This window comes from Phycisphaerales bacterium, from assembly GCA_029268515.1.
Taxonomy (GTDB): Bacteria; Planctomycetota; Phycisphaerae; order Phycisphaerales; family SM1A02; genus JAQWNP01.
The window spans coordinates 417,423-438,689 of the sequence record JAQWNP010000006.1; the positions used below are offsets into that span (position 1 = coordinate 417,423).

15 protein-coding genes and 1 tRNA gene are annotated in these 21,267 nt (G+C 49.7%); 8 read left to right on the top strand and 8 right to left on the bottom strand.

Annotated elements, in window-relative coordinates; genetic code table 11:
- Window positions 1–74: 74 nt before the first annotated feature.
- On the top strand, window positions 75–1,400 hold the full coding sequence (locus P8J86_04700) for a nucleotide sugar dehydrogenase (protein ID MDG2053989.1): 1,326 nt from the start codon (window positions 75–77) through the stop codon (window positions 1,398–1,400).
- 28 nt (window positions 1,401–1,428) lie between these two features.
- The gene (locus P8J86_04705; protein ID MDG2053990.1) at window positions 1,429–2,262 is read left to right on the top strand and encodes an MBL fold metallo-hydrolase; all 834 of its coding nucleotides are present in this window, start codon (window positions 1,429–1,431) and stop codon (window positions 2,260–2,262) included.
- 15 nt (window positions 2,263–2,277) lie between these two features.
- Here P8J86_04705 and P8J86_04710 read toward each other — a convergent pair whose 3' ends face one another.
- From P8J86_04710 to P8J86_04720, 3 genes are read right to left on the bottom strand one after another with little or no spacing between them, the layout of a single operon-like run.
- Window positions 2,278–3,471: a DegT/DnrJ/EryC1/StrS family aminotransferase gene (locus tag P8J86_04710; GenBank protein ID MDG2053991.1), complete on the bottom strand. Its 1,194-nt coding sequence runs from the start codon at window positions 3,469–3,471 to the stop codon at window positions 2,278–2,280.
- Window positions 3,468–4,094, bottom strand: a complete 627-nt coding sequence (locus P8J86_04715; protein ID MDG2053992.1) for an acyltransferase — start codon at window positions 4,092–4,094, stop codon at window positions 3,468–3,470. The genes P8J86_04710 and P8J86_04715 overlap by 4 nt, the downstream gene beginning before the upstream one ends.
- Window positions 4,087–5,178, bottom strand: a complete 1,092-nt coding sequence (locus P8J86_04720; protein ID MDG2053993.1) for a Gfo/Idh/MocA family oxidoreductase — start codon at window positions 5,176–5,178, stop codon at window positions 4,087–4,089. The genes P8J86_04715 and P8J86_04720 overlap by 8 nt, the downstream gene beginning before the upstream one ends.
- A 650-nt stretch (window positions 5,179–5,828) precedes the next feature.
- On the opposite strand from P8J86_04720, the gene nbaC reads away from it, so the two are divergent.
- Complete coding sequence (gene nbaC, locus P8J86_04725; GenBank protein ID MDG2053994.1) at window positions 5,829–6,371, top strand: 3-hydroxyanthranilate 3,4-dioxygenase; 543 nt, start codon at window positions 5,829–5,831, stop codon at window positions 6,369–6,371.
- A gap of 25 nt (window positions 6,372–6,396) precedes the next feature.
- Here nbaC and P8J86_04730 read toward each other — a convergent pair whose 3' ends face one another.
- Window positions 6,397–7,731 carry an MFS transporter gene (locus P8J86_04730; protein MDG2053995.1) on the bottom strand — a complete coding sequence of 445 codons (1,335 nt, stop codon included), beginning with the start codon at window positions 7,729–7,731 and terminating at the stop codon, window positions 6,397–6,399.
- Window positions 7,732–7,809: 78 nt separating this feature from the next.
- Here P8J86_04730 and P8J86_04735 point away from each other — a divergent pair, with 78 nt between their 5' ends.
- Window positions 7,810–10,758 (top strand): FAD-linked oxidase C-terminal domain-containing protein, encoded by a 2,949-nt coding sequence (locus tag P8J86_04735; GenBank protein ID MDG2053996.1) that lies wholly within the window; start codon window positions 7,810–7,812, stop codon window positions 10,756–10,758.
- A 51-nt stretch (window positions 10,759–10,809) separates the two neighbouring features.
- Here the strand turns inward: P8J86_04735 and P8J86_04740 are convergent, their stop codons facing one another.
- Together P8J86_04740 and P8J86_04745 are read right to left on the bottom strand one after the other, a co-directional pair.
- Window positions 10,810–11,475, bottom strand: a complete 666-nt coding sequence (locus P8J86_04740) for a hypothetical protein (GenBank protein ID MDG2053997.1) — start codon at window positions 11,473–11,475, stop codon at window positions 10,810–10,812.
- A gap of 513 nt (window positions 11,476–11,988) precedes the next feature.
- The gene (locus P8J86_04745) at window positions 11,989–12,801 is read right to left on the bottom strand and encodes a hypothetical protein (GenBank protein MDG2053998.1); all 813 of its coding nucleotides are present in this window, start codon (window positions 12,799–12,801) and stop codon (window positions 11,989–11,991) included.
- A gap of 283 nt (window positions 12,802–13,084) precedes the next feature.
- Between P8J86_04745 and P8J86_04750 the strand changes: the two genes are divergently transcribed.
- Entirely contained in the window at window positions 13,085–15,073 is a 1,989-nt protein-coding gene (locus P8J86_04750; GenBank protein MDG2053999.1) for a Na+:solute symporter, read from the top strand.
- On the opposite strand, the gene P8J86_04755 is transcribed toward P8J86_04750, so the two are convergent.
- Together P8J86_04755 and P8J86_04760 are read right to left on the bottom strand one after the other, a co-directional pair.
- A complete protein-coding gene (locus P8J86_04755; protein ID MDG2054000.1) occupies window positions 15,025–16,689 on the bottom strand; it encodes a CotH kinase family protein in 1,665 nt (554 codons plus the stop codon). The two genes, P8J86_04750 and P8J86_04755, sit on opposite strands and share 49 nt — an antisense overlap.
- 116 nt (window positions 16,690–16,805) lie before the next feature.
- Entirely contained in the window at window positions 16,806–18,656 is a 1,851-nt protein-coding gene (locus tag P8J86_04760) for a thioredoxin-like domain-containing protein (GenBank protein MDG2054001.1), read from the bottom strand.
- Between the two features lie 56 nt (window positions 18,657–18,712).
- Between P8J86_04760 and P8J86_04765 the strand changes: the two genes are divergently transcribed.
- The 3 genes from P8J86_04765 to glpK all read left to right on the top strand — a co-directional run bounded on the left by P8J86_04765 (window position 18,713) and on the right by glpK (window position 21,241).
- A tRNA-Leu gene (locus P8J86_04765) sits at window positions 18,713–18,797 on the top strand.
- Between the two features lie 83 nt (window positions 18,798–18,880).
- Window positions 18,881–19,672 carry an endonuclease gene (locus P8J86_04770; protein MDG2054002.1) on the top strand — a complete coding sequence of 264 codons (792 nt, stop codon included), beginning with the start codon at window positions 18,881–18,883 and terminating at the stop codon, window positions 19,670–19,672.
- Window positions 19,673–19,747: 75 nt separating this feature from the next.
- Window positions 19,748–21,241, top strand: a complete 1,494-nt coding sequence (gene glpK, locus P8J86_04775) for a glycerol kinase GlpK (protein MDG2054003.1) — start codon at window positions 19,748–19,750, stop codon at window positions 21,239–21,241.
- The last annotated feature ends 26 nt before the right edge of the window (window positions 21,242–21,267 follow it).

Genomic DNA, 21,267 nt, shown 5'->3' on the forward strand with positions numbered 1-21,267 from the left:
CTCGTTTACAATAGCCGTCTTAATCTCTTCTTATGTGAAGTACTATTACTACCATGCTCACAGAACAAAATGTAATGAACGATATTGCTACTCAGCTACACGAGAAGCTTGAAACAAGAAACGCTACTATCGGTATCATCGGCCTTGGCTATGTTGGGTTGCCACTGGCTCAAGCTGCACACAAAGCCGGATACAAGGTGTTGGGATTTGATACAGATACCCAGAAGGTCGAGAAACTTAATAGCGGTGAAACCTATCTACAGCACCTTGGCAATGACCTCGTCAAGACCCTTCATTCATCTGATCGGTTTACGGCCACTGACACTCCCGATGAACTAGGTGATGCTGATGCAATTTTACTGTGCGTTCCAACTCCGCTGGGGGCACATCGCGAGCCAGACTTAAGTTATGTCACTGCGAGTACTGAATTGGTTGCAAAGATATTGCGCCCTGGCCAGCTGATTGTTCTTGAATCAACGACTTATCCTGGGACCACACGACAGGATATGTGTCCCATTCTTGAGCGTGGTGATCTGGTTGTCGGTCGTGATTTCTTTGTTGCATACAGCCCAGAACGAGAGGACCCAGGTCGTGCTGGGACAACAACAAGCACCATCCCAAAACTTGTTGGAGGCACTGATGTCACGAGTGGCAAGCTCGCTGCCACCATGTATCGTCAGATGATTGATACCGTACACCTGGTATCAACTGCAGAAATCGCTGAAGCCGCAAAGCTACTAGAGAATATCTATCGGGCGGTTAACATCGCGATGGTCAATGAGCTTAAGACTGTTCTTTCTGATATGGACATTGACATTTGGGAGGTCATTGAAGCAGCAGCCACAAAGCCATTTGGATTCCAGGCATTTTATCCTGGCCCAGGTCTTGGCGGTCACTGTATTCCAATTGATCCCTTCTACCTTACTTGGAAGGCGAAAGAAGTTGGGCACACGACGCGATTCATTGAACTTGCTGGGGAGGTCAATGCGCAAATGCCTTCTTACGTTGTTTCTCGCATCGCTGAAGCTCTTAACCACCACAGTCTCTCTATTCGAGGCTCAAGAATTCTGCTTCTTGGGATCGCCTACAAGAAAAATGTTGATGACATTAGAGAAAGCCCTGCTGCTGAGATTATCGATCTTCTTAACGGTTCAGGTGCCCATGTCGTCTACCATGATCCGCATGTAACCGATTTTCCTGAGATGCGACACCACAATATTAATATGACCTCTATGCCGCTGACGGAAGAAGAGATCTCTAAAGCAGACGCGGTCGTTATTGTCACTGACCATGACCAGGTTGACTATGATCTTGTCGGACAAAACGCTAAGTTGATTGTAGACACACGCAACGCTATGGAACGTGTAGAAAATCCATCATCGCTCATCGTAAAATCCTGACCTCATCTTTTAGCTGGCAACTTATCCAATGACTTGGACTTCTATGGTTCTTCGTGCCGGAAACTTCCGCCTTGATGGTGGCAGTATGTTCGGCGTAGTTCCTAAAGCGATCTGGTCACGCCTCGTAGAACCCGACGAGGCCAATCGTATTCCACTACAAACCAATTGCTTACTCCTTGATGATGGCGTACACCGAGTGCTTGTTGAAGCTGGTTATGGTGGTGGCTGGGATGACAAATCCAAAAGTATTTTTGCGCTTGAAGATCGCACTATTACAGATGCACTTCAAGAAGTTGATATTGATCCAGAATCTGTCACCCACACAATTGTGACACACTTGCACTTCGACCACTGTGGCGGGTTGACCAAGTCAGATGAACACAATCGTCATACTCGAGTTTTTCCAAATGCAAAGTGCATCGTACAGAAATGCGAATGGCTGGACGCTCAATCCAAGCGGTCTACGATGTCCAAAACCTACCTCAGCAATAATCTAGAGCCCCTCGAAGAAAAACTGGAACTGGTTGAGGGCACCCATGAGGTGCTGCCTGGATTAACAGTGTGGCCAACGATGGGTCATACCTGGGGACATCAGTCTGTACGGGTTGATACGCAAGACGAAGTCGTTGCTTTTTTGGGCGATGTCGTACCAACCTGTAATCACGTACCACTTGCATTCAGTATGGGCTACGACATGCTGCCATGGGACAACATGAAAACCAAAGAAGCTGTTCTTAAGCTGGCAATGGATGAAGGATGGCGACTTGTATTAGCGCATGAGCCAGGTCACCCCGAAGTACGAGTCATCCCCGATCCAGCCGGCCATGGCCGAATGACCTTTCAGTCACTTGAATCAAACTAGAACCTCGGGCTTCGCTCAGACCTTGGCTGGGGCATGTTCCTCGACAAACTTACAAACGGTTGATGCAACATGATTCTGTTGTTCTTCAGAAAGTTCTGGGTAGATCGGCAGTGCCAGTGTCTCTCGGGCAGCTGACTCAGATTCAGGAAGATCGCCCAGCTTGTATCCCAGTGAAGCAAAACACGCCTGCTCATGAAGTGGTACTGGATAGTATATTTCTGTGCCTATCCCCTGCTCCTTCATATGGTCACGCAATTGATCACGAATCCCATCAGGAACACGAATGCAGTATTGGTTGTAGATGTGCCGTGAAGGATCAGAAACGCCCTGTGGTGTTCGCAGTGGAAGCCCGCCTTCACTCAGTAGCGTTGCCGAGGTTTTTGACCCCGCTGATTCGAAGATCTCGTTGTAGCGATTAGCGTTGCGCAGACGAGCGGCATGCCAGTCATTAAGGTGCTTGAGTTTGATCGATAAGATCGCCGCTTGAAGTGCATCCAAACGAGAGTTAATGCCAACAACATGATGGTAATACTTTGGCTTGCCTCCATGCACACGAAGAATGCTAAGCCGCTCAGCTATTTCATCATCATTCGTGGTCATGATTCCGCCGTCGCCAAAACCGCCGAGGTTCTTCGATGGGAAAAAGCTAAAGCAACCAACGGTTCCAGTTGAGCCGGCAAAACTTCCATTGTTATCAATAGAGCCAATTGCTTGGGCAGCATCCTCGATAACAGGGACACCTAGTTCTGTGCCGAGTTGGTTGTACGCTTTCATATCAACCGTCTGACCAAATAGGTGAACAGGTACGATCGCCTTGAGTCGGGTACACCGACTCGCAGCCTCGCGTACCAGTCCAACATCCATGTTGTAGGTAGTGGGATCAATATCAACAAATACTGGCTTTGCACCAAGTCTATGGATTGATCCTGCTGTGGCAAAGAATGTATAAGAAGGACAAATCACTTCGTCGCCAGGCTGAATACCAATTCCCATCAGCGCCAGTAACAGAGCATCGGAACCTGATGCGCATCCAATGGCATGTTTCGCATGACAGTACTCGGCAACTTGTGTTTCGAGCTCTTTGACTTTCGGGCCCATAATGAACCACTGTGCCTCGATGACTTCTGTCATTGCAGCCATAATTTCGTCACGAAGTGGACCGTACTGCGCTTTCAAATCGAGCAAAGGGACTGTTATAGACTGGCTCAACTGAGCACCTCCTGGGCTTGTAATTCTTTAATAGGCTCAAGCATGCCCGCTTCTTCTTGATACTGATTGCCACAACTCGGGCAGTTGATTGTGTTTGAGGTTGTCGCTGCCGGCAGTGGAACACCACAACGACATACCCAACCCTTTTTTCTAGCTGGAACACCAACCATGAGTGCATAGGGTGGCACGTCTTTCGTCACGACCGCGCCAGCTGCAACAAAGGCAAATTCCCCAACACGACTTCCACAGACAATCGTACAGTTCGCCCCCATTGATGCACCCTTGCGAACAAGCGTTCGAGCGTATTGATCACGGCGGATAATTTCACTGCGCGGGTTGTTGATATTCGTAAAGACCATGGATGGCCCACAGAAGACATCGTCTTCCAAGACAACACCCGAATAAACAGAAACATTGTTCTGTATTTTGACATTATTACCAATGACGACATCGGGAGAGATCACAACATTTTGGCCAATGTTGCATTTGTCACCAATCTTGCAGTTGGGCATCACATGCGAAAAATGCCAAATCTTTGTGCCCTCGCCAATCTGGCAAGGTGCATCGACATAGGCTGATTCGTGAATCTTTACGCCAGGGAATTGATCGCCATAGTCAGGCATTTGTTGATGCCCCCGTGAGGCCCAGTTCCTCGGCAGCGTTGGCTGAATTGACCCCGTCTGTCTGCAGAGGCTGATTTTCCATTGTGAAGAGCACTTTACTGCCATTGGTCATCAGCGACTGCTGCGCGGCATAAAGAATACGAAGAACACGCACGCCATTTTCCCCATCAGTCAGAGGTGTTTCGCGGGTCGTGACATACTTGAGAAAGTGTTCACATTCCGCACGCAGTGGTTCATCTGCTGGGAATTCTACCTGTACACCATCACCTCGGACTGGAACGGGCTGTCCCTCTTGCCAATCCACTCGCTGGTCGTAGAGAATTAACTCTTTGGTAATGTCACAAAAGCTAGCCATCTTCTTAGAGCCAACAACGACTAATCGTTGCTCCTTGAATGGGTGTAGCCAAGATACAAAGATATGTGATCGAACGCCGTTATCAAACAGTAACTGAGTCAAGCTCGTGTCAGCAATATTTGGTGTTACATAACTTCCACCAGTTGCAACGATCTCGAAAGGCATTGCGTCAACTAATCGCAAGATGACTGCGATATCGTGTGGTGCAAAAGACCACAACGCATTCTCTTCAGTGCGAATCTTCCCCAGATTCAGTCTATTTGAGATGACGTATTGAATATTACCCAGCTCGCCTGCTGCAATCATCTCGCGAAGCTTTAAGATCGCGGGGTGGTACTCCAACAAATGTCCAACCATTAATATGCGGCCTTGGTTCTTCGCCCGCACAACAAGATCTTCTGCTTCTTCGAGATTCAGGGTAATCGGCTTTTCAACAAAGACGTCTTTACCCGCAGCCATTGCTCTGCATGCCAATGAATAGTGCGTTTCCGCTGGCGTGGCAATCATGACCGCTTGTATATCAGCCCGATTTAACACGTCCTCAATATCACTGTAAACATCAGCATCAGGCGCAAGCTCACGAGCTCGTTGCTGGCCAGCCTCAGTCGGGTCAACAACTGCTGCCAGCGAGCCAATGGTATTCATGGTGCGGGTTATATTTTTACCCCACCCCCCACAGCCAATGACTGCAACACGGATGTTTTGATCATATTGAACATCTAACGACATAAGAACTTCCTCCTCAGCACAAACTGCCCACTTCTCTGACTGCCGATACCTCCCACAGCGGCCGGCTCGCCAATCTTCCGCTCCATGCCCCCTACGGAATCGCCATCAGGGGCAATCCCAAGGAATTGGGACCACCACATAGGACTCTATCAAGAGGCCAAATAGGGCTAGAAAGGTAGGGTATACACCCCTGAAGAATGGGTCAATGTATGCTTATTACAGGGGATACGGAATCTCGCCAGATGCCGGCCAGTACATCTCAGAGTGGTCTTAAATGGGTCGGGCCCTGGCGAGAAAACCCTCTTAGGAGGCTCTCACCAGGGCTCGCGAACCCGCCGCCCCTCCCTCAAGGGGTCTCATTAACAAGCAGGAGCAAGGACAACAGGAGCAATGTGTCCTCGTTGCTTCTAAAGTCCATGCGATGACTTTTAGGAGTAGGGGCCATCTCAGGTAAAAAAGATGTGCTACGGACTGATGCTCAAGCTCGCCAACAGCTCTCAGATCGATGAAATAGACCTTCTAGGGCGTTCTTTACGCTGGTATTGACCAAAAATAAAAAGACACGCATTGCTGCTACAAATCGCCACTGTCCATGAGCCCTCGGCTGCCTTTACTCTGGACCACTATAATTTGGGGGAAGGAGCATTGTTATGACTACAAAGACCTCAACCGTAATACCGGCCATCAACCTTATGAAATGGGTCGAAGAGAATAGAGATCAGCTTAAGCCACCAGTGGGCAACAAATACCTCTATGTAGGCGAAGACTTCTTCATCATGGTCATTGGCGGCCCCAATGCTCGTAGCGACTTTCATATCACGAACTCTGAGGAGTACTTCTATCAAGTGAAGGGCGATATCGTCGTTCGCATTCGCCAGGATGATGAATCGATAGAAGACTTTGTCGTACGTGAGGGTGAGACTTTTTTCATTCCACCAAACGTGCCTCACTCTCCAGTCCGTGGCCCGGACACGATTGGTGTCGTTGTCGAGCGAAATCGACCCGCTGGTGAAACCGAGCACCTCGTCTTTTATTGTGAAAAATGTGGTGACCTGGTACATGACATGGAGTTTGATTGCCGCGACATCGTTGAACACTTCAGTCAAGCGATGGAAGACTTCTGGGTTAATTCCGAGCTATCAACTTGTAAAGCTTGTGGCACCAGAGTCAAAAAACCAACGCCCATGACCTGAAACAAAAGGCGTAGCTCCCTTTAGATCAGCTGGTGCTTGCTGTGGTCGTATCTTCTTCTGATGTGGCGCCTATATCCTCAGGTTTATGAGGATGAGGGCCGCCTATGTACTGGGCCTTCGTGGGTCGGATCACCATGACCGCAATGACTGAAACAGCACAGAAAATCACAAAAACCGTCATACCCTCTTGGAAGTGCTCAACACTATCACCCTTCTTAATGTCTGCAAAATAACTCGGCATAAGAGATAAGCAAAAAGCAGCAACACAACCTGTTGCATTACATAGGCCCATTGCTGTCGCTTGATTATCTGGTTTTACCGACTCGCTGATCAACGCAAATACGACGACGCCACCACCAAGAAAGAACCCAAGAAATGCGAAGCTCACCGCAGCCTCGGTGTAACTGTCATATGGCAGATAAAGACAAAGTGAAACCATGAGTGTGGCGCCCACGCTTGAAACAAGCATGACTTTTTTACGACTCTTGACCAGATCTGAAATCCAGCCTGCAAGCGGTGCAGAAATCGCCATCCCCACCCAAAACCATGAATTGAGTCCGGCAGCATCTTCAAGCGTGAGTCCATAAGAGCGTTGAAAAGGGATATTCCAAATGCCGCCAAACGCCAACAATGTACCGCTCATTCCGGCATAGTAAACACTACCTAACCAAACCTGACGGTTTTTACAAAGCGCCCATATTTTCTGTGGAACACGTCTGACAGGCACCCGAGCACCACCACCAACACCTTGTCCCGGCGGTCTATCTCTCACAATAAAAATCAAAGAAGCGGTGATAAATAATCCAATAATGCTGAGCATCTGCATGATGCCACGCCACTGTTCATCACCGTCAGTCAAAAGACTGGGGAAGACAATGTTGCCTGCCCATGATCCGGCGCCCTCAGCAAAATCAGCAAGCCCCATTGCTAATGCAAAGATACCTGGAATCAACCATCGTCTTGCGAGGAGTGCCGCACCAACAAATGCGCCGGATGAGGCGATCCCCATTAACAATCTGGCACCTACAGCCATTCCAAAAGAGTCAGCAATACTGAAAAGATAGGTACTAATCGCTAACAAGAGCGCTCCGCTTCCCAGAATGATTCGGGGACCGAATCTGTCAAGCATAATTCCAACCGGTATCTGCATGAGGGCATAGCTGAACAAAAATGATCCCGAGACTACTGTCAATTGGACTGCACTGATCTCCAGTGCTGTTCCAACCTCCTTCTGCATGACCCCGAATGTGTTCGAGATAGAAAACTGGTAAACCACAAAAATAGCGCCGACCACCCAAATAATCCATGCATGGATTTGGGATACATGTGGCTTGCGAAGATCTTGAGGAGGATTATGCATTGTTTGGCTTTAAGGATTGTCGCCTGTAATCGTGAATCATGGAAGGCCCTTACCTCACCTATCCTATAATGAGAACCTATGGAACTTCCAGTACTGGCAACGAAAGAAAGTCGTGGATCGCGCACTTTAGATCTTCTTAATGACCTCCGTCCAGAACTCGATGGTGAGCTGCGAACGAGTCGCCATGACCGCAAACTATACGCGACTGATGCCAGTATGTATCAGGTCGAACCACTTGGCGTCGCGGTCCCCCACCACGATGGCGATGTCATCCGAATATTTGATTTTTGCCGTACCCATGGTATCGCTCTACTGGCAAGAGGCGCTGGTACATCCTTAGCAGGGCAAACTGTTAATGAAGCGCTGGTTATTGACACCTCTGCCTGGATGACACGGATTATCTCGGTTGATGAGGATGCTCGACAGGCCGTTGTGCAGCCGGGCGTTGTGCTCGATGATCTCAATAAAGCCGCCAGAGAACATGGCCTTCGATTTGGTCCTGAAGTTTCTACTTCGACTCACGCCACGTTAGGTGGCATGATCGCAAATTGCTCAGCAGGACTTCATTCACTGATCTATGGGATGACTGATGAACATGTGCTCAAAATTGATGCCGCGCTTTCCGATGGACGGCGGCTTCAATTTTATGAGGGCGCGAGCGAAAATGATGGAGATATTTTTGAGCTCACACGTCGTATCAGTGATGTGGTGATGCCCTTAGCTGATGAGATTGACACTCGCTATCCCAAGGTTCGCAGAAATACTGGTGGGTACAAACTAGATGTCATTCTTGATCAACTGCGCCGCTCAACACCTGGAACCTACGACAAGGTCAATCTGGCTCGACTCTTGACTGGCAGCGAAGGAACACTTGGTTTTACGCTTCAAGCCACTCTTAATCTCGTGCCCGAACCTGCTTTCAAGGGCCTGGCTGTCGTAGGTTTTCGAACACTTGATGAAGCGATGGATGCGCTTGTTCCACTCCTAGAGACTCATCCATCCGCGATTGAGTTGATCGATGAAAAGGTAACTAATCAGGCAATCGCTCATCCTCTCTATAGTCAATACACAAAACTACTACCGCAGATTAATGGGTCCCCCGCCCGCACGGCGCTCTACGTTGAGTACTTCGGCCAAACTCAAGAAGAAATCGACGAAGCCCTCTCTTTGGTATTAAAAAACGGTTCAAGCGGCAACATCGTTACTTACACTGATACGCCATCAACGACCTCACTGTGGACACTTCGTAAAGTTGGTCTTGGGTTGCTTGGTGCCATTAAAACAAAACGCCAAGCGATTGGCTCACTTGAAGATTGTTGTGTGCGGGTTGAAGATCTGGGCCAGTTTCGTCGTGACTTCGAAGTGGTCATGAGTAAACACAACACAACCGCCTCATACTATGCTCACGCATCTGTTGGGTTGCTACATATCCGACCAATGCTCGATCTTGATGACGTTGTCGACCGAGAAGCATGGTCGGCAATGTGTGAAGAAATAGGTGAAATCGTGAAGGGCTATGGCGGCTCTGTTTCTGGTGAACATGGCGATGGCCGATCGCGTGCTGAAATGGTGCAAGCGTTCTATGGACCAAAGCTCCATGAAGCATTTGGTTCTATCAAAAACATATTCGATCCTACGTTTCTGATGAACCCGGGCATGATCACTGGCGATCTAAAAATGGTGGCCGATTTGCGTCGTGAACCAAATGGAACGCCATTGCCCGAGGCAGAAGTTGACACCTATTTTCATTACGAAAATGAAAATGGATTTCATCAGGCCGTCATGCAATGCAATGGCAATGGCCTATGCCGTAAAGATCATGGCGGCACCATGTGTCCCTCCTATCGAGCGACCCGTGACGAACGACATGTCACGCGTGGACGTGGCAATGCATTGCGCCTTGCTATTACTGGTCAGTTTGCGGAAGACGGAATCTCACCAAATTTCGATGATCCAGAAACACTCGAGACACTTGATTTATGCTTGTCATGTAAAGCGTGCCGGAGAGAGTGCCCCAGTCACGTAGATATTGCCAAACTCAAGGCGGAATATTATGCCCAGCACTATCGATCAACTGGGCGAATTCCATTCCAAAAGAAGTTCTTTGCTCGTGTTCGAAGAATGAACAAGCTTGGATCACGCTTTCATATGCTTGCAAATCTGGTTGCTTCGTTTCCACCAGTCAAGTGGAGTACACAATCGATGCTCCATCTTGACAAGCGGCGCACGATCCCAAAATATTGCAGTTCACTTCACAAGTGGTTTGACCATCGACCACTTATCAATACAGGCCAACCTGTGGTTGTACTTTATCCCGACTGCTTTACGGTTTACAACGATGCGCACATAGGAAAAGCAGCTGTCGAGGTGCTTGAGGCATTTGGTTATCGTGTCGTACTTCCGGAAATCGGCTGTTGTGGTCGGACCTACTTTTCTACCGGAATGCTCGAAGAAGCGCAACGCGTTGTCACTGACAGCGTCGATAAACTCCGACCAGTACTAGAAGCGCATGATCCTGTCGCCATTGTTGCCTGCGAACCGAGTTGTGCCTCTTCGCTTTCCCAAGAGTGGCAAGAACTCAAGACGAGCGTGCCATCAGAACTCATGCAGCAGATTGGCTCGATCACACATACCATTGAAGGTTTTCTTGAAAGCCGTTGGGAGCAACACCCTCAACAAGTCTCTTTCAAAGAGTCTTTGAGCGACCCACTTACGATCCATGCCCACTGTCATCAAAAGGACATTGGGCCAGCCACAGAATCCCTACTGGGGCGGTGTGGCTACGCAGGAGCCGCTCTTGTTGACTCTGGTTGCTGTGGCATGGCTGGCTCTTTTGGGTACACCAAAGAACATTTCGAGATTTCAATGGATGTTGCAGAACTCTCATTGGGCCAAGCGATACGTCAACAGCCCAAAGGGCCGCTGGCCGCCGCCGGTACCAGTTGCCGCCACCAGGTAGAAGATGCCTTTGGTCGTACCGCATTGCACCCTATTGAATTGATTCATCAACAACTCAATCGCGAGTAAAAAAGCCCGCAAGGAGCGGGCTTTGGAGAAGGTCTTGGTTTCTTATTCAATTTAGTCGCGGCAGCGGCGGCGGCGACCAAAAATGGCGCCTCCAAGTAACATGGTGGTTAGTACGCCTGGCGTTGGCGTTACACCTGCACCATCAATACTAATGCCAAATGGATTTGGATCACCAAACAAGCCACTTGTACGAGGTGGTTGTGTGAAATCCCATCCTATGGTGAAAGTTTCGGATGGTGATCCTGGTGTTGGACTACTAGGTGGCCAGTTACTTGGTAAGAACTGAATCACGGTTGAATTGGCGAAGGCAGAATCAATCCACCCGGAGAATGGGGAGAAGTTGGCACCTTGTTGGTTGTAGGTTCCAGAGTCATTCGTATTACCAAACCAATAGCCAGGTATATCACTCGGATCCGGTCCAAGTGGACCAGGAGCTGATGGAAAGGCTCCAGGAGCAGAATTCATCTCATCGATGAATTGTGTTTGGGTGTAGCTACCGCCGAAGGCAATGTCCAAGGCGATAAAAAGCCCAGAGCCGGGAATGTAGGTGTTGAAATCTTCAAGGTAAAAGGACGCATAGCCTTTCAGTGGCACTGAACCAGAAACCGATGCGAACTCATAGCAGCCCACACAAGTTTGATGAAACAGCGTCGCCAAACCCACATCGACTCCGGGGCCAAATGCATTAGTGAAGCCGTTACTTTCAAGCCAACTCACATCCCGATCCAACTCGATATAGCTGTTTGATGATGCAGAAACGCGATTTTGAATGGTTAGGGCGCAAGCTATAGCCCCTAACACAACCATACTCTTCGAAAACATATCCTCTTAATCCCTCTTCTCGTTCTTCCCAGGCATCTCTCAAGAACCAGCACGGACGGCCTCGGCTCTCTCGACTCTCTCGACTCTCTCTAGAGTGCCTAGGTTATCAGAAACTGGGGCCGCTCTGAACTGTTAAATCCCAAAATTGAGCCCTTTGAAACCCCTGGGGATAGCATGTAGACAGGGCAAAAACGTTCACTTTTGTCGCCAAAATGCCATTCTTAAGGGCCACAAGTTAGTTCGTTCCTACTTGGAGTTGTAGTGTCTGGGACCTTCTGATCATCGTGGTGTTTGTCATTTACTCGATCAGCGCGGGCTTTTTAGAAGTACTTTATTTTTCGAAAACCTGGTTTCTCCACCTCTTGGGTGATCATGCAAGCGAACTCTGTGTAGCCAGTGTTTGCTATTTCACTTACTAGGATTGCTTTCCTTCTTCGGCTCCCAGGTCGAGAGGTTGAAGATTCGAGGGGGGATGGGGCTGTTGACCTCAGCCGTCACCAGGTTCATCACGGACAGGCAATGGCTTCCCGGGTCATGCGTACTCCAGCCGCCTTTGGCACGAGGTGCGATGACCCACTCTGCAACCCGCCCCGGAACCTTGTGACCTTCAAACTCCTTGTAGTCACCATAGATCGTCGCATGCATCATCCCATGGTCGAGATGCACCACCATTGCTGCGAGCGTTGTATCCTCGTAGAACTGCATCAAGATATTCCCATGGGGGAACCCATGCAGGATGAGATCGGTTGTCTTCTCGTGCATGATATGGCCGTGGCCAACCGTGATCTTCGTCGTCTTCTCGAACAGCATCCGCATCATCTCATGTGGATGCGCAAGGGCCATCTGTTTGATCCGCTCCTTCAGGGTCATGGTGACCGGCTTCCCATTGACGGCCTTGAATGTCGTGCTGTCGATGTCACCGAGAACCGTGACCATGCCGGTCGATTCAACGGTGACCTTCGTGACGATGCTTCCATCACCCAACCAGGTCTCTCCCGTCATCTCGTGATCAAGTGCGGTGCCCTTCATTTGAAGATGAACCGTCTTTGGCGCCTTGTCGATCTGGGCCCAGAGCTTCTTGATCATTTCCTTCGCTTCGGGGCTGTCCGCTTTTTCGAGCCCAGGTGGGTTTGGAACAACACCGGCCGATTGAGCTGCCGCACCGATAGATGTAAGCACCAGTGTGACGATCAAGATCTTTGTGAATAGCCGAATGACCATGGCAGCCCTTTCTAAGGCCAGGCTTTACAGAAAAATAGCCTAGGGCCTAGTTTCTTCTACGACAGCGACCGCCAAACAAGGCGCCCCCAAATAACATCGTGGTCAGTACACCTGGCGTTGGCGTAACGCCGTCACCATCGATACGAATGGCGAAGGGATTGTCTTCACCACTTCGCAAACCACTTGTTCTGGGAGGATAGTCTAAAAAGCCCTTTTTAACCAGGAAAAGCCCTTTGGAGATAGCATATGGACACCCAAAGGGTCCCTAACCTGGAGAAACCATTTGTGGGATTTATTGATCATTGCAGCCTTCGTGATCTACTCAATCACGATCGGCTTTATTGCCCGCCGAAAGGCCTCTCGAGGGCTTTCTGAGTTCTTCCTGGCTGGCCGCAGCCTTCGAGGCTGGCAAGCAGGCACCAGTATGGCTGCCACCCAATTTGCTGCTGATACGCCCCTGGCTGTGATGGGTCTGATTGCGACCGGGGGCATCTTTATGGTCTGGCGCTTTTGGATCTACGCCATCGCTTTTCTGCTGATGGCTTTCCTCTTAGCGGGGCAGTGGCAGCGCGCCCGTGTGATTACAGATGCAGAACTTGTTGAAGTGCGTTATAGCGGCCGGGGCATGGTTCTCTTGCGTGTGGTCAAGGCACTTTACTACGGCACCCTCTTTAATTGTGTCGTGCTGGCGATGGTGTTGACCGCAACCCTCACCATCTCAGAAGTCTTCTTGACTTGGCATCAGTGGCTTCCAGATTGGTTCTACCAATCACTTTCAACAAGTCTCTCCAATGGCCTTGGTCTGCAATTCCAGTCACCTTCATCTGAACTACCCCTCGAAATTGCAACGACGAACAATGTGCTAAGCCTCATTGCAATCTTGTTATTCGTAAGTCTGTACTCACTCACTGGTGGCTTGCGTAGTGTGGTAGCCACAGATATCGCACAATTTGTTCTGGCAATCGTCGGCACTATTGCGCTGGCTTGGGTTCTTGTTGGTGAAGCGGGTGGACTCACAACTTTGACAGATAAAGTCACTGAAATGTATCCGTCATTACCCGAGGGTGTGACCGCAGATAGTTATAGCGATGCTTCCCAACTTCTCTCATTTTCGCCTGGCTTTGGCGCTGCAGTCATGCCATTCCTGATACTGCTGGGGTTACAGTGGTTTTTCCAGATCAATGCTGATGGCACCGGTTATCTTGCCCAACGATCAATGGCGTGCAGAGATGAAAAACAAGCCACGATTGCTGGTGTTGTTTTCACATGGCTACAGATTTTTGTTCGTAGTCTTCCATGGCTCTTGATTGGCGTTGCCTTACTCGTACTTTATCCATTTGCCCCTGCAGATACTCAAGTTGACGGCTTTACTGGAAGTCGTGAACGGCTTTTTGTAGTCGCCATTCATGATTACATGCCGCCTGGTCTGCTTGGCATTCTCTTGGTGGCATTGCTTGCGGCGTTAGCCTCCACCCTTGATACCCATATGAACTGGGGTGCAAGCTATTGGAGCAATGACATCTACAAACGCGCGGTCTGCCAAGCATGGCTCAAGCGTGATCCTGGTAACAAAGAGTTGGTGCTTGTGGCTCGGCTATCAAATATCTTGGTGATTGCGCTGGCCCTGATCGTACTACCCTTTGTTGGTTCGATTCAGGAGGCTTGGTATCTAACACTTTTGTTTGGTGCCGGCGTGGGCAGTGTTCTGGTCTTGCGCTGGGTATGGGATCGAATCAACCTCTGGTCTGAATTTGCCGCCATTATTGCATCAGTGATCACCGCTCCCATTCTGCTCATCTTGACCAGTCATGGCACGATTGCCGCTGGCGAACCTGGCGAGTGGATAAGGCTTGGCATTATGGCATTGGTCTCGACGGCCGCAGCAGTAATCGCTGCGTTCGTGGCTCCGCGCACGGACCGAGAAAAGCTAAACGCCTTTTATAAACAGGTACAACCGGCAGGATTCTGGGGACGTGTCGCTCAAGACAATGGTGAAGATAAGCGAAGACCGCTACGCCGCCTTGGTGTCGAACTCGGGGCCACTGCTGTTGCTTCAGCAAGTGTGTTCTTTTGTCTCTACGGAGCAGCCAGACTCTTAATCCCAGCACCTGATGGAACACCATGGTGGCCTCTGATTAGTTTGGTGATTGGTCTGGCGTTGATTCCAATATGGTGGCGGCAAGTTCTGGTTCGTGGCCATTCAACGCCAGTGGATCGGGGCGTTCAAGATCCAGGTCCCGGCGATGGACTGGGAGCTGGCCCATCCTGTTGAGGTGGTGGGCCACCAGGTCGAGGATCGCCACGGCGGTTATCAGAGCGGCCCCGACCACCGCGATCTCGCTTGGGGCCCCGACGACGCTGAACAATAATCTCACCTGACTCTGTGCCAGCTAATTGCGCCCGCACTGAATCAATGCGTTGCATGATAAATGGGATGAGCGTTGGAACACCTCCTGGCCCACGACCGGCCCGCTGCCCTTCACCGATTTCTGCCATGTCACCATTAATACTGAGGCGCATCTCCTGAATTTTCTTTGGATCTTGTGTCTCTTCGACGAGTGGAGCAATCACTTTTAAGTACTTCTCGATCAGCGCTTCCAGCCGCACCTTGGTAAAGGCGCCAGCCATGAGTGATGCCAGTTTATCGCGGTATCTCTGTTTAAATTCTGGATGCTGAAAAAGGCGTGTTAGCAAAGGTCGTTCGATGACCCAGGGGCGAGCAATTGACCAGTTGGCAAGGACTCTTACAGGGGAACCAAAACTGAAACCGCCGAATGCTTCATTGATATCCCACGGCAAAAGGCGAGCCCGCCCATCTTGGGGATCAATAAAGACATAATAGTTGTGGATCATGCCTATGTAACTATCAAGATTGACGAGTAATGATGTTGCGGCAAGGTAACCCGCGAGCATATCGAGATCTAACAATGATCCAATCTTGGCGTGAAACACATCGTCTGGCGCCTCATTAATCAAACGCAATAGCTCCGCAAAGCGTAAGACCATCTCCTTGTTTTCACCACCTAATTTAATGTCATAGGCTTCATACGCACTTGGATCTTGTCCCATGTAACGCCACTCTGAAACTTCTGGTTTTAACAAAAGCCCGTCCGCTGCTTTATCGCCAAAAGTGCGACGTATATAAGCCTTATCGACCTGTTCAACGATGACATACGGTCCTACATCATGCGTCTGCTGGGTATCTTCAAAATGTAATTTGATTGTGCTCCAACCAACGCCCGGGCTGGGAACACCTGCTGCGCGGTAGATCCCATATCCAAGCTTTTCACGTAGATACGCTGGATCCTTAAATGAAATAGATAGGTTGAGCTTAGTACGCCCGTGAAAGTTCTGATCTTCAACGAACCTGTCGGTGTCGATCTTGAGCGGGCGTTTCATACTGCGCATTGACGATTGATAGGAAGAGTTTCCTTTGAACCGTAGGCCTACGTTATCTAAGACCTCACCATTGATAACCACTTTGGCTAGCACGTATTCGTATTCGCTCTCATCCGGCATTGGGGCAGGCATTGCTGGTGGAGCCGGCACCATGCCCTGCCCTGGTTGATGGCTGGGGGGCGCATCCTGTTGGTTTTCAAATGGCGGTACCACTCCATTGGGCCGTCGTGGCTCTTGATCTGGCCGGCCCTTGGGACCACCGCGACCACGACGCCTGGGCCTGTCTGGTTCCATCGTGTTCCATTTATCTTGAGTCAGATAAATATCGATACGGAGCACGGTTTCACCCCGGAAGACTGAAGTCCAATACGCAGCCTCGTCCCCCCCTACTGGCGCTGGTGGATCTGCATCCTGCGCGAAAAGTGCAGAACCCAAAAAGCCCGTCACGGCAAGACTCATAACAATAAACCAACGAAGGATGTCTGACATAGATGCCTCTAAATCAAGTAAAACTTAGTGAGAATCATCGCCTCTCTTAATAGTGCCTGTTCAATACAAATCAGAACACCTTCATAACAAGAAGGTTCTAGAACTTTCTCGACGACTTAGTGATTCGTCTCAGTCGTGATCACCCCTGCCTCAACTGTGGTGTGTTGCTCAAGAATAAGCTCATTAATCTTCGCTTCAAGATCAATATCGTTTGGATGCCCTGTCCACTGTATCACTCCAGCTTGATCAATGAGAAAGCAAATAGGTACATATTGGACTGCAAAACGCTTTGCACCTGTAGAATTCCATCCATCATTTTCCGATGGACACCATGCCTGTCTGACATTCCAGCAGTTCATCTTTGATACATGATCTTGAATCTTGCCAAGATCATCATCGATACTGGCTCCGACAATGATCGCTTTACCTTTCCAATCGGTGCGTGCTTCCATCAGTTTGTCGTTGTGCGCCATCGGCGCCTGGCATGGACCGCACCAACTTGCCCAGAAGTCAAGGAAAACAACCTGTCCACGTAGAGACTCAAGATCAAAATCATTAGAGCCATCTAAAGGCCTTAGGGTAATGTTGGGCGCCTCCATGCCTGGTATAGGTGGAAGGTATATTGTCTTTTCAACAGGCTTTTCGCCCACATCCGAAACCTGATTGATCACTTGTTCGTTCTTATCATCTACAACCACCACCAGGTAACCATCTTCAAAGAGTGAGCCTCGACAGAGAGGCAAGTTCGTCGCTTCCACGATTCCAGAATCTGGAACGGTCTGACTGAAACTCACGACGCTCTTGTTAAATCGATCCAACAAGTGCACGACTTCAACTCGACTCCCCACAGCAGGTTTGCCATCAGCATTTTTGACCTTAATCAATAGCTTGCCGGGGCCGTGGGCGAGGGTTTCCATCGCCTGCTCGTCCCAACTTCGCATCGGAATAGCGTATTTCTTGACCTCCTTGTTGTTGATATCGCCGCCGCTTGCTTCGATTTCGCTCGTGCGATCAATCTCACCAAAGTAGTTGTAACTGACTACTTCTTCACCACCAAGATCTGTATCTGCGGAAGCATCGATTGCAAAGAGCCCCGGAGCAAGATCATTGAACTCCCAATCATAAGTGGATTTCTGGGTCCTAAACCGGTCAACAACGATCTCCCATCTTGATGTATCTGGTGCGACTAACAACTCACCTCGAAGAACTTGATAGTCATGTGGCTTTGATTCATCTGGTTTAAAATTCAGGACAATATTGATTGGTTGAGGCAGCTCAAATTTCAACTGGCCACGTACAGCCTTTGGGTTGAGTAAATCTGAAACTGCCGCCCGTAAAAAACCGGGATGATTCACAAGCACCCAAATAGCCTCAACATCGACTGGCACCTGGAATTCGTATTGGCCCGCGCCGAGTTCTTTCAGAACGGCGCAACTAAAAGACTGTTTTTGACCCGCCACAATCTGGTCAGCTTCTTCGACATTACGATCCCAAGTAATCGTTCCCATATCAGTCGCAAATATTGCTGGTGCCAAATCCCTTGGCAGCTTCTTGCCTTCCGGAGCAGTCAGTTGTAAATGAACCGTTCGGCTCGGACCAGGCACGACATTGATGACTGGATCTTCTTCGGATGTGGGTACTGAGTGAACCTCCCATCCAAATTCTTCCCCGCGTAAGACAACAGAAAGAGGCTCATCTTCATCTGGCAAATCCATGGAGATCTGTCCAGACGCATCAGTTCCTGTCCAAATCTGGCTCACCGCCCAAGGGCCATCAGCCCTCATAAGAAAGCCCTCTCCTTGTAAAGGGGCGCCATTGGCATCCCTCACATTGACAGTCAGCGTAGGGTTGCCTGTTTCCTGACTTGATGCGATTTGATCTTGACTGTGTGCGGCCGCACTACAGACCCAGCCCCCACCACTGACCCCACTTAATACCAGAGCAAAAGCGAATCCGTGATTGGCCATGGGAGACCTCCTTTTGTAGACCGTGTATTGTATCCACTGACTGTACAATGACCTCTGGGCCTGTGGCGGAATTGGCAGACGCAGGGGACTTAAAATCCCCCGAGGGTTAACCTCATGTGGGTTCGAGTCCCACCGGGCCCATTGAGTATTGTGTTTACGCTAATGATGGTCGTTCGACCATTTTATCACTTGTAATTTGCTGGATAATCGGTTCTGATTGCGGTATGAACTCCCGAAAGATGTTCTACCAACTCATCGCTGTTGTGTGTCTATACACAGCTGTTGGTGTATCTGCACAACAAGTCGCACCAACGACCACCCCGCCTACCACGGCGCCAGAAGATTCTATTCCGAATACCACGGCGCCAGAAGGTGCTCAGACTTCACTTCTTTTTCCTGATCTTAAGGGTGATAAGTTTGAGCAAGCTCTGCATGAGTATGCGAAAGCTGGCCATCGCAATCTTGGATACCGCCGGGCAAGAGAAGTTCTTTACTGGATGCTCGATAACAAAAGCGGCATCATTACCACCGTCTATGCTCTCCATCCAGTTCAGCTAGAGCCTGGTGTCTGGGCTGACAGCGCGGTGATGAATTGTGAACATGTCTGGCCACAATCAAAAGGCAATCGAACTGCCACTGAAAAGGCTGATCTCTTCCATCTGAGACCAGCTGTTCCACGCGTTAACTCGATCCGAAGCAACCTTCCCTACGGCGTACCTCGACCACCCTATGACCATGACAAGACGTACAAACAAGGTAGAGACCAGCGTGGGCAAGAAGTCTTCTTGCCACCAGCGAATGTGCGGGGCGACCTAGCCCGCTCAAGCTTTTACTATGCGGTTCGCTACAAGATGGATATCGATCCAATACAAGAATCGCACCTCCGAGAATGGCATCGTAAAGATCCAGTTGATCAGCAGGAGCGAGATCGAGCCCAGGTCATTACAGAAGAGCAGGGAAATGCAAATCCATTCATTGACGATCCGGCAGCTGTCGATCGAATTGCGGACTTCTGAGAACAAGCATCTTTAAGATGAACTTGCATACTGACCAGAGATTCCCGATGATCTCTCGCTAAGGAGCGGTCACAAATGAGTCATGTATTAGCGCTAGATGAGGGAACCAGTAGCTGTCGCTCAATGATCATCAGCGACGATGTCGAAATTGTTGCTGTTGAACAACAAGAGTTTGAACAGATATTTCCTCAGCCAGGCTGGGTTGAACATAATGCCCAAACCATCTGGCAAGCCCAATTGGACACCGCCAGAGATGCTCTCAAAAAAGCTGGTCTAAGTGGGCGTGATATCACATGTATTGGCATCACAAATCAGCGAGAAACCGTCGTGCTGTGGGATCGCGCAACAGGCGAGCCAATTGCGAATGCCATTGTCTGGCAAGATCGAAGAACCGCAAAGACGATTGATCAACTCAAAGCCGACGGGCACGAGCCGATGGTTCAATCCAAAACAGGTCTTGTCCTCGATCCATACTTTTCAGCAACGAAGATTAAATGGCTACTCGATCATGTGCCAGGTGCGCAAGATGCCGCCAATGCTGGTTCGCTGGCAATGGGAACAATTGAATCATGGTTGATCTACAAGCTCACTGGTCACCAGGTTCATGTCACAGATGTATCGAATGCGTGCCGAACACTGCTTATGAATATCCGCACTGGCAGCTGGGATGACGAACTACTTGAACTCTTTGGCGTCCCAAGATCAATATTGCCAAAAATTGTTCCTTCAAGCGGCGTATGTGGTGAGACGGACCCTTCCTTGTTTGGTAGTTCAATACCGATTTCCGGAATTGGTGGCGACCAACAATCAGCTTTGTTCGGCCAACTCTGCACAAAGAAGGGCGAGTGTAAGAACACCTTTGGTACTGGCTGTTTCCTACTGACGCCAACAGGTAATACGCCCGTCGACAGTGCCAATGGCCTACTGACTACGATTGCCTGGCAGATGGAGGGGCAAGAAATCCAGTACGCATTAGAAGGCAGCATCTTCATGGGCGGGGCCTCTATCCAGTGGCTCCGTGATGGTCTGGGTATCATCAAACAAGCACCAGACGTCAACGTCATGGCTGAAAAGGTTGAGAACAATGGCGGCGTCTGGTTGGTACCCGCTTTTGCTGGTCTGGGCGCACCTCATTGGGACCATAGTGCCCGAGGCACGATCCTCGGTTTGACGCGCGGATCCACCGCAGCCCACATCTGTCGTGCAACGCTTGAAGGCATCGCTCATCAAGTCGCGGATGTTGCCGAGGCAATGCTCGGCGATGCAAAGTGTGATTTGGGTGTGCTACGTGTCGATGGTGGAGCTTCCCAAAGTAATCTACTTATGCAGATTCAAGCCGATCTTCTTGGAAAGCCTGTTGAGCGACCTGTTCATGTTGAAACGACAGGTCTGGGTGCAGCCTTCTTGGCCGGACTTGCCACTGGCGTCTGGAAGGACACTTCAGAAATCAAAGCACATTATTCTATTGATCGCACATTCGAGCCGAAAATGGACGAAGCAACACGTCAATCACAACGCGCCCAATGGCTACGTGCAGTTGAACGGGCTAAAGATTGGGCTACTGACTGATCTTGACACTACATTTGATTTAGGGA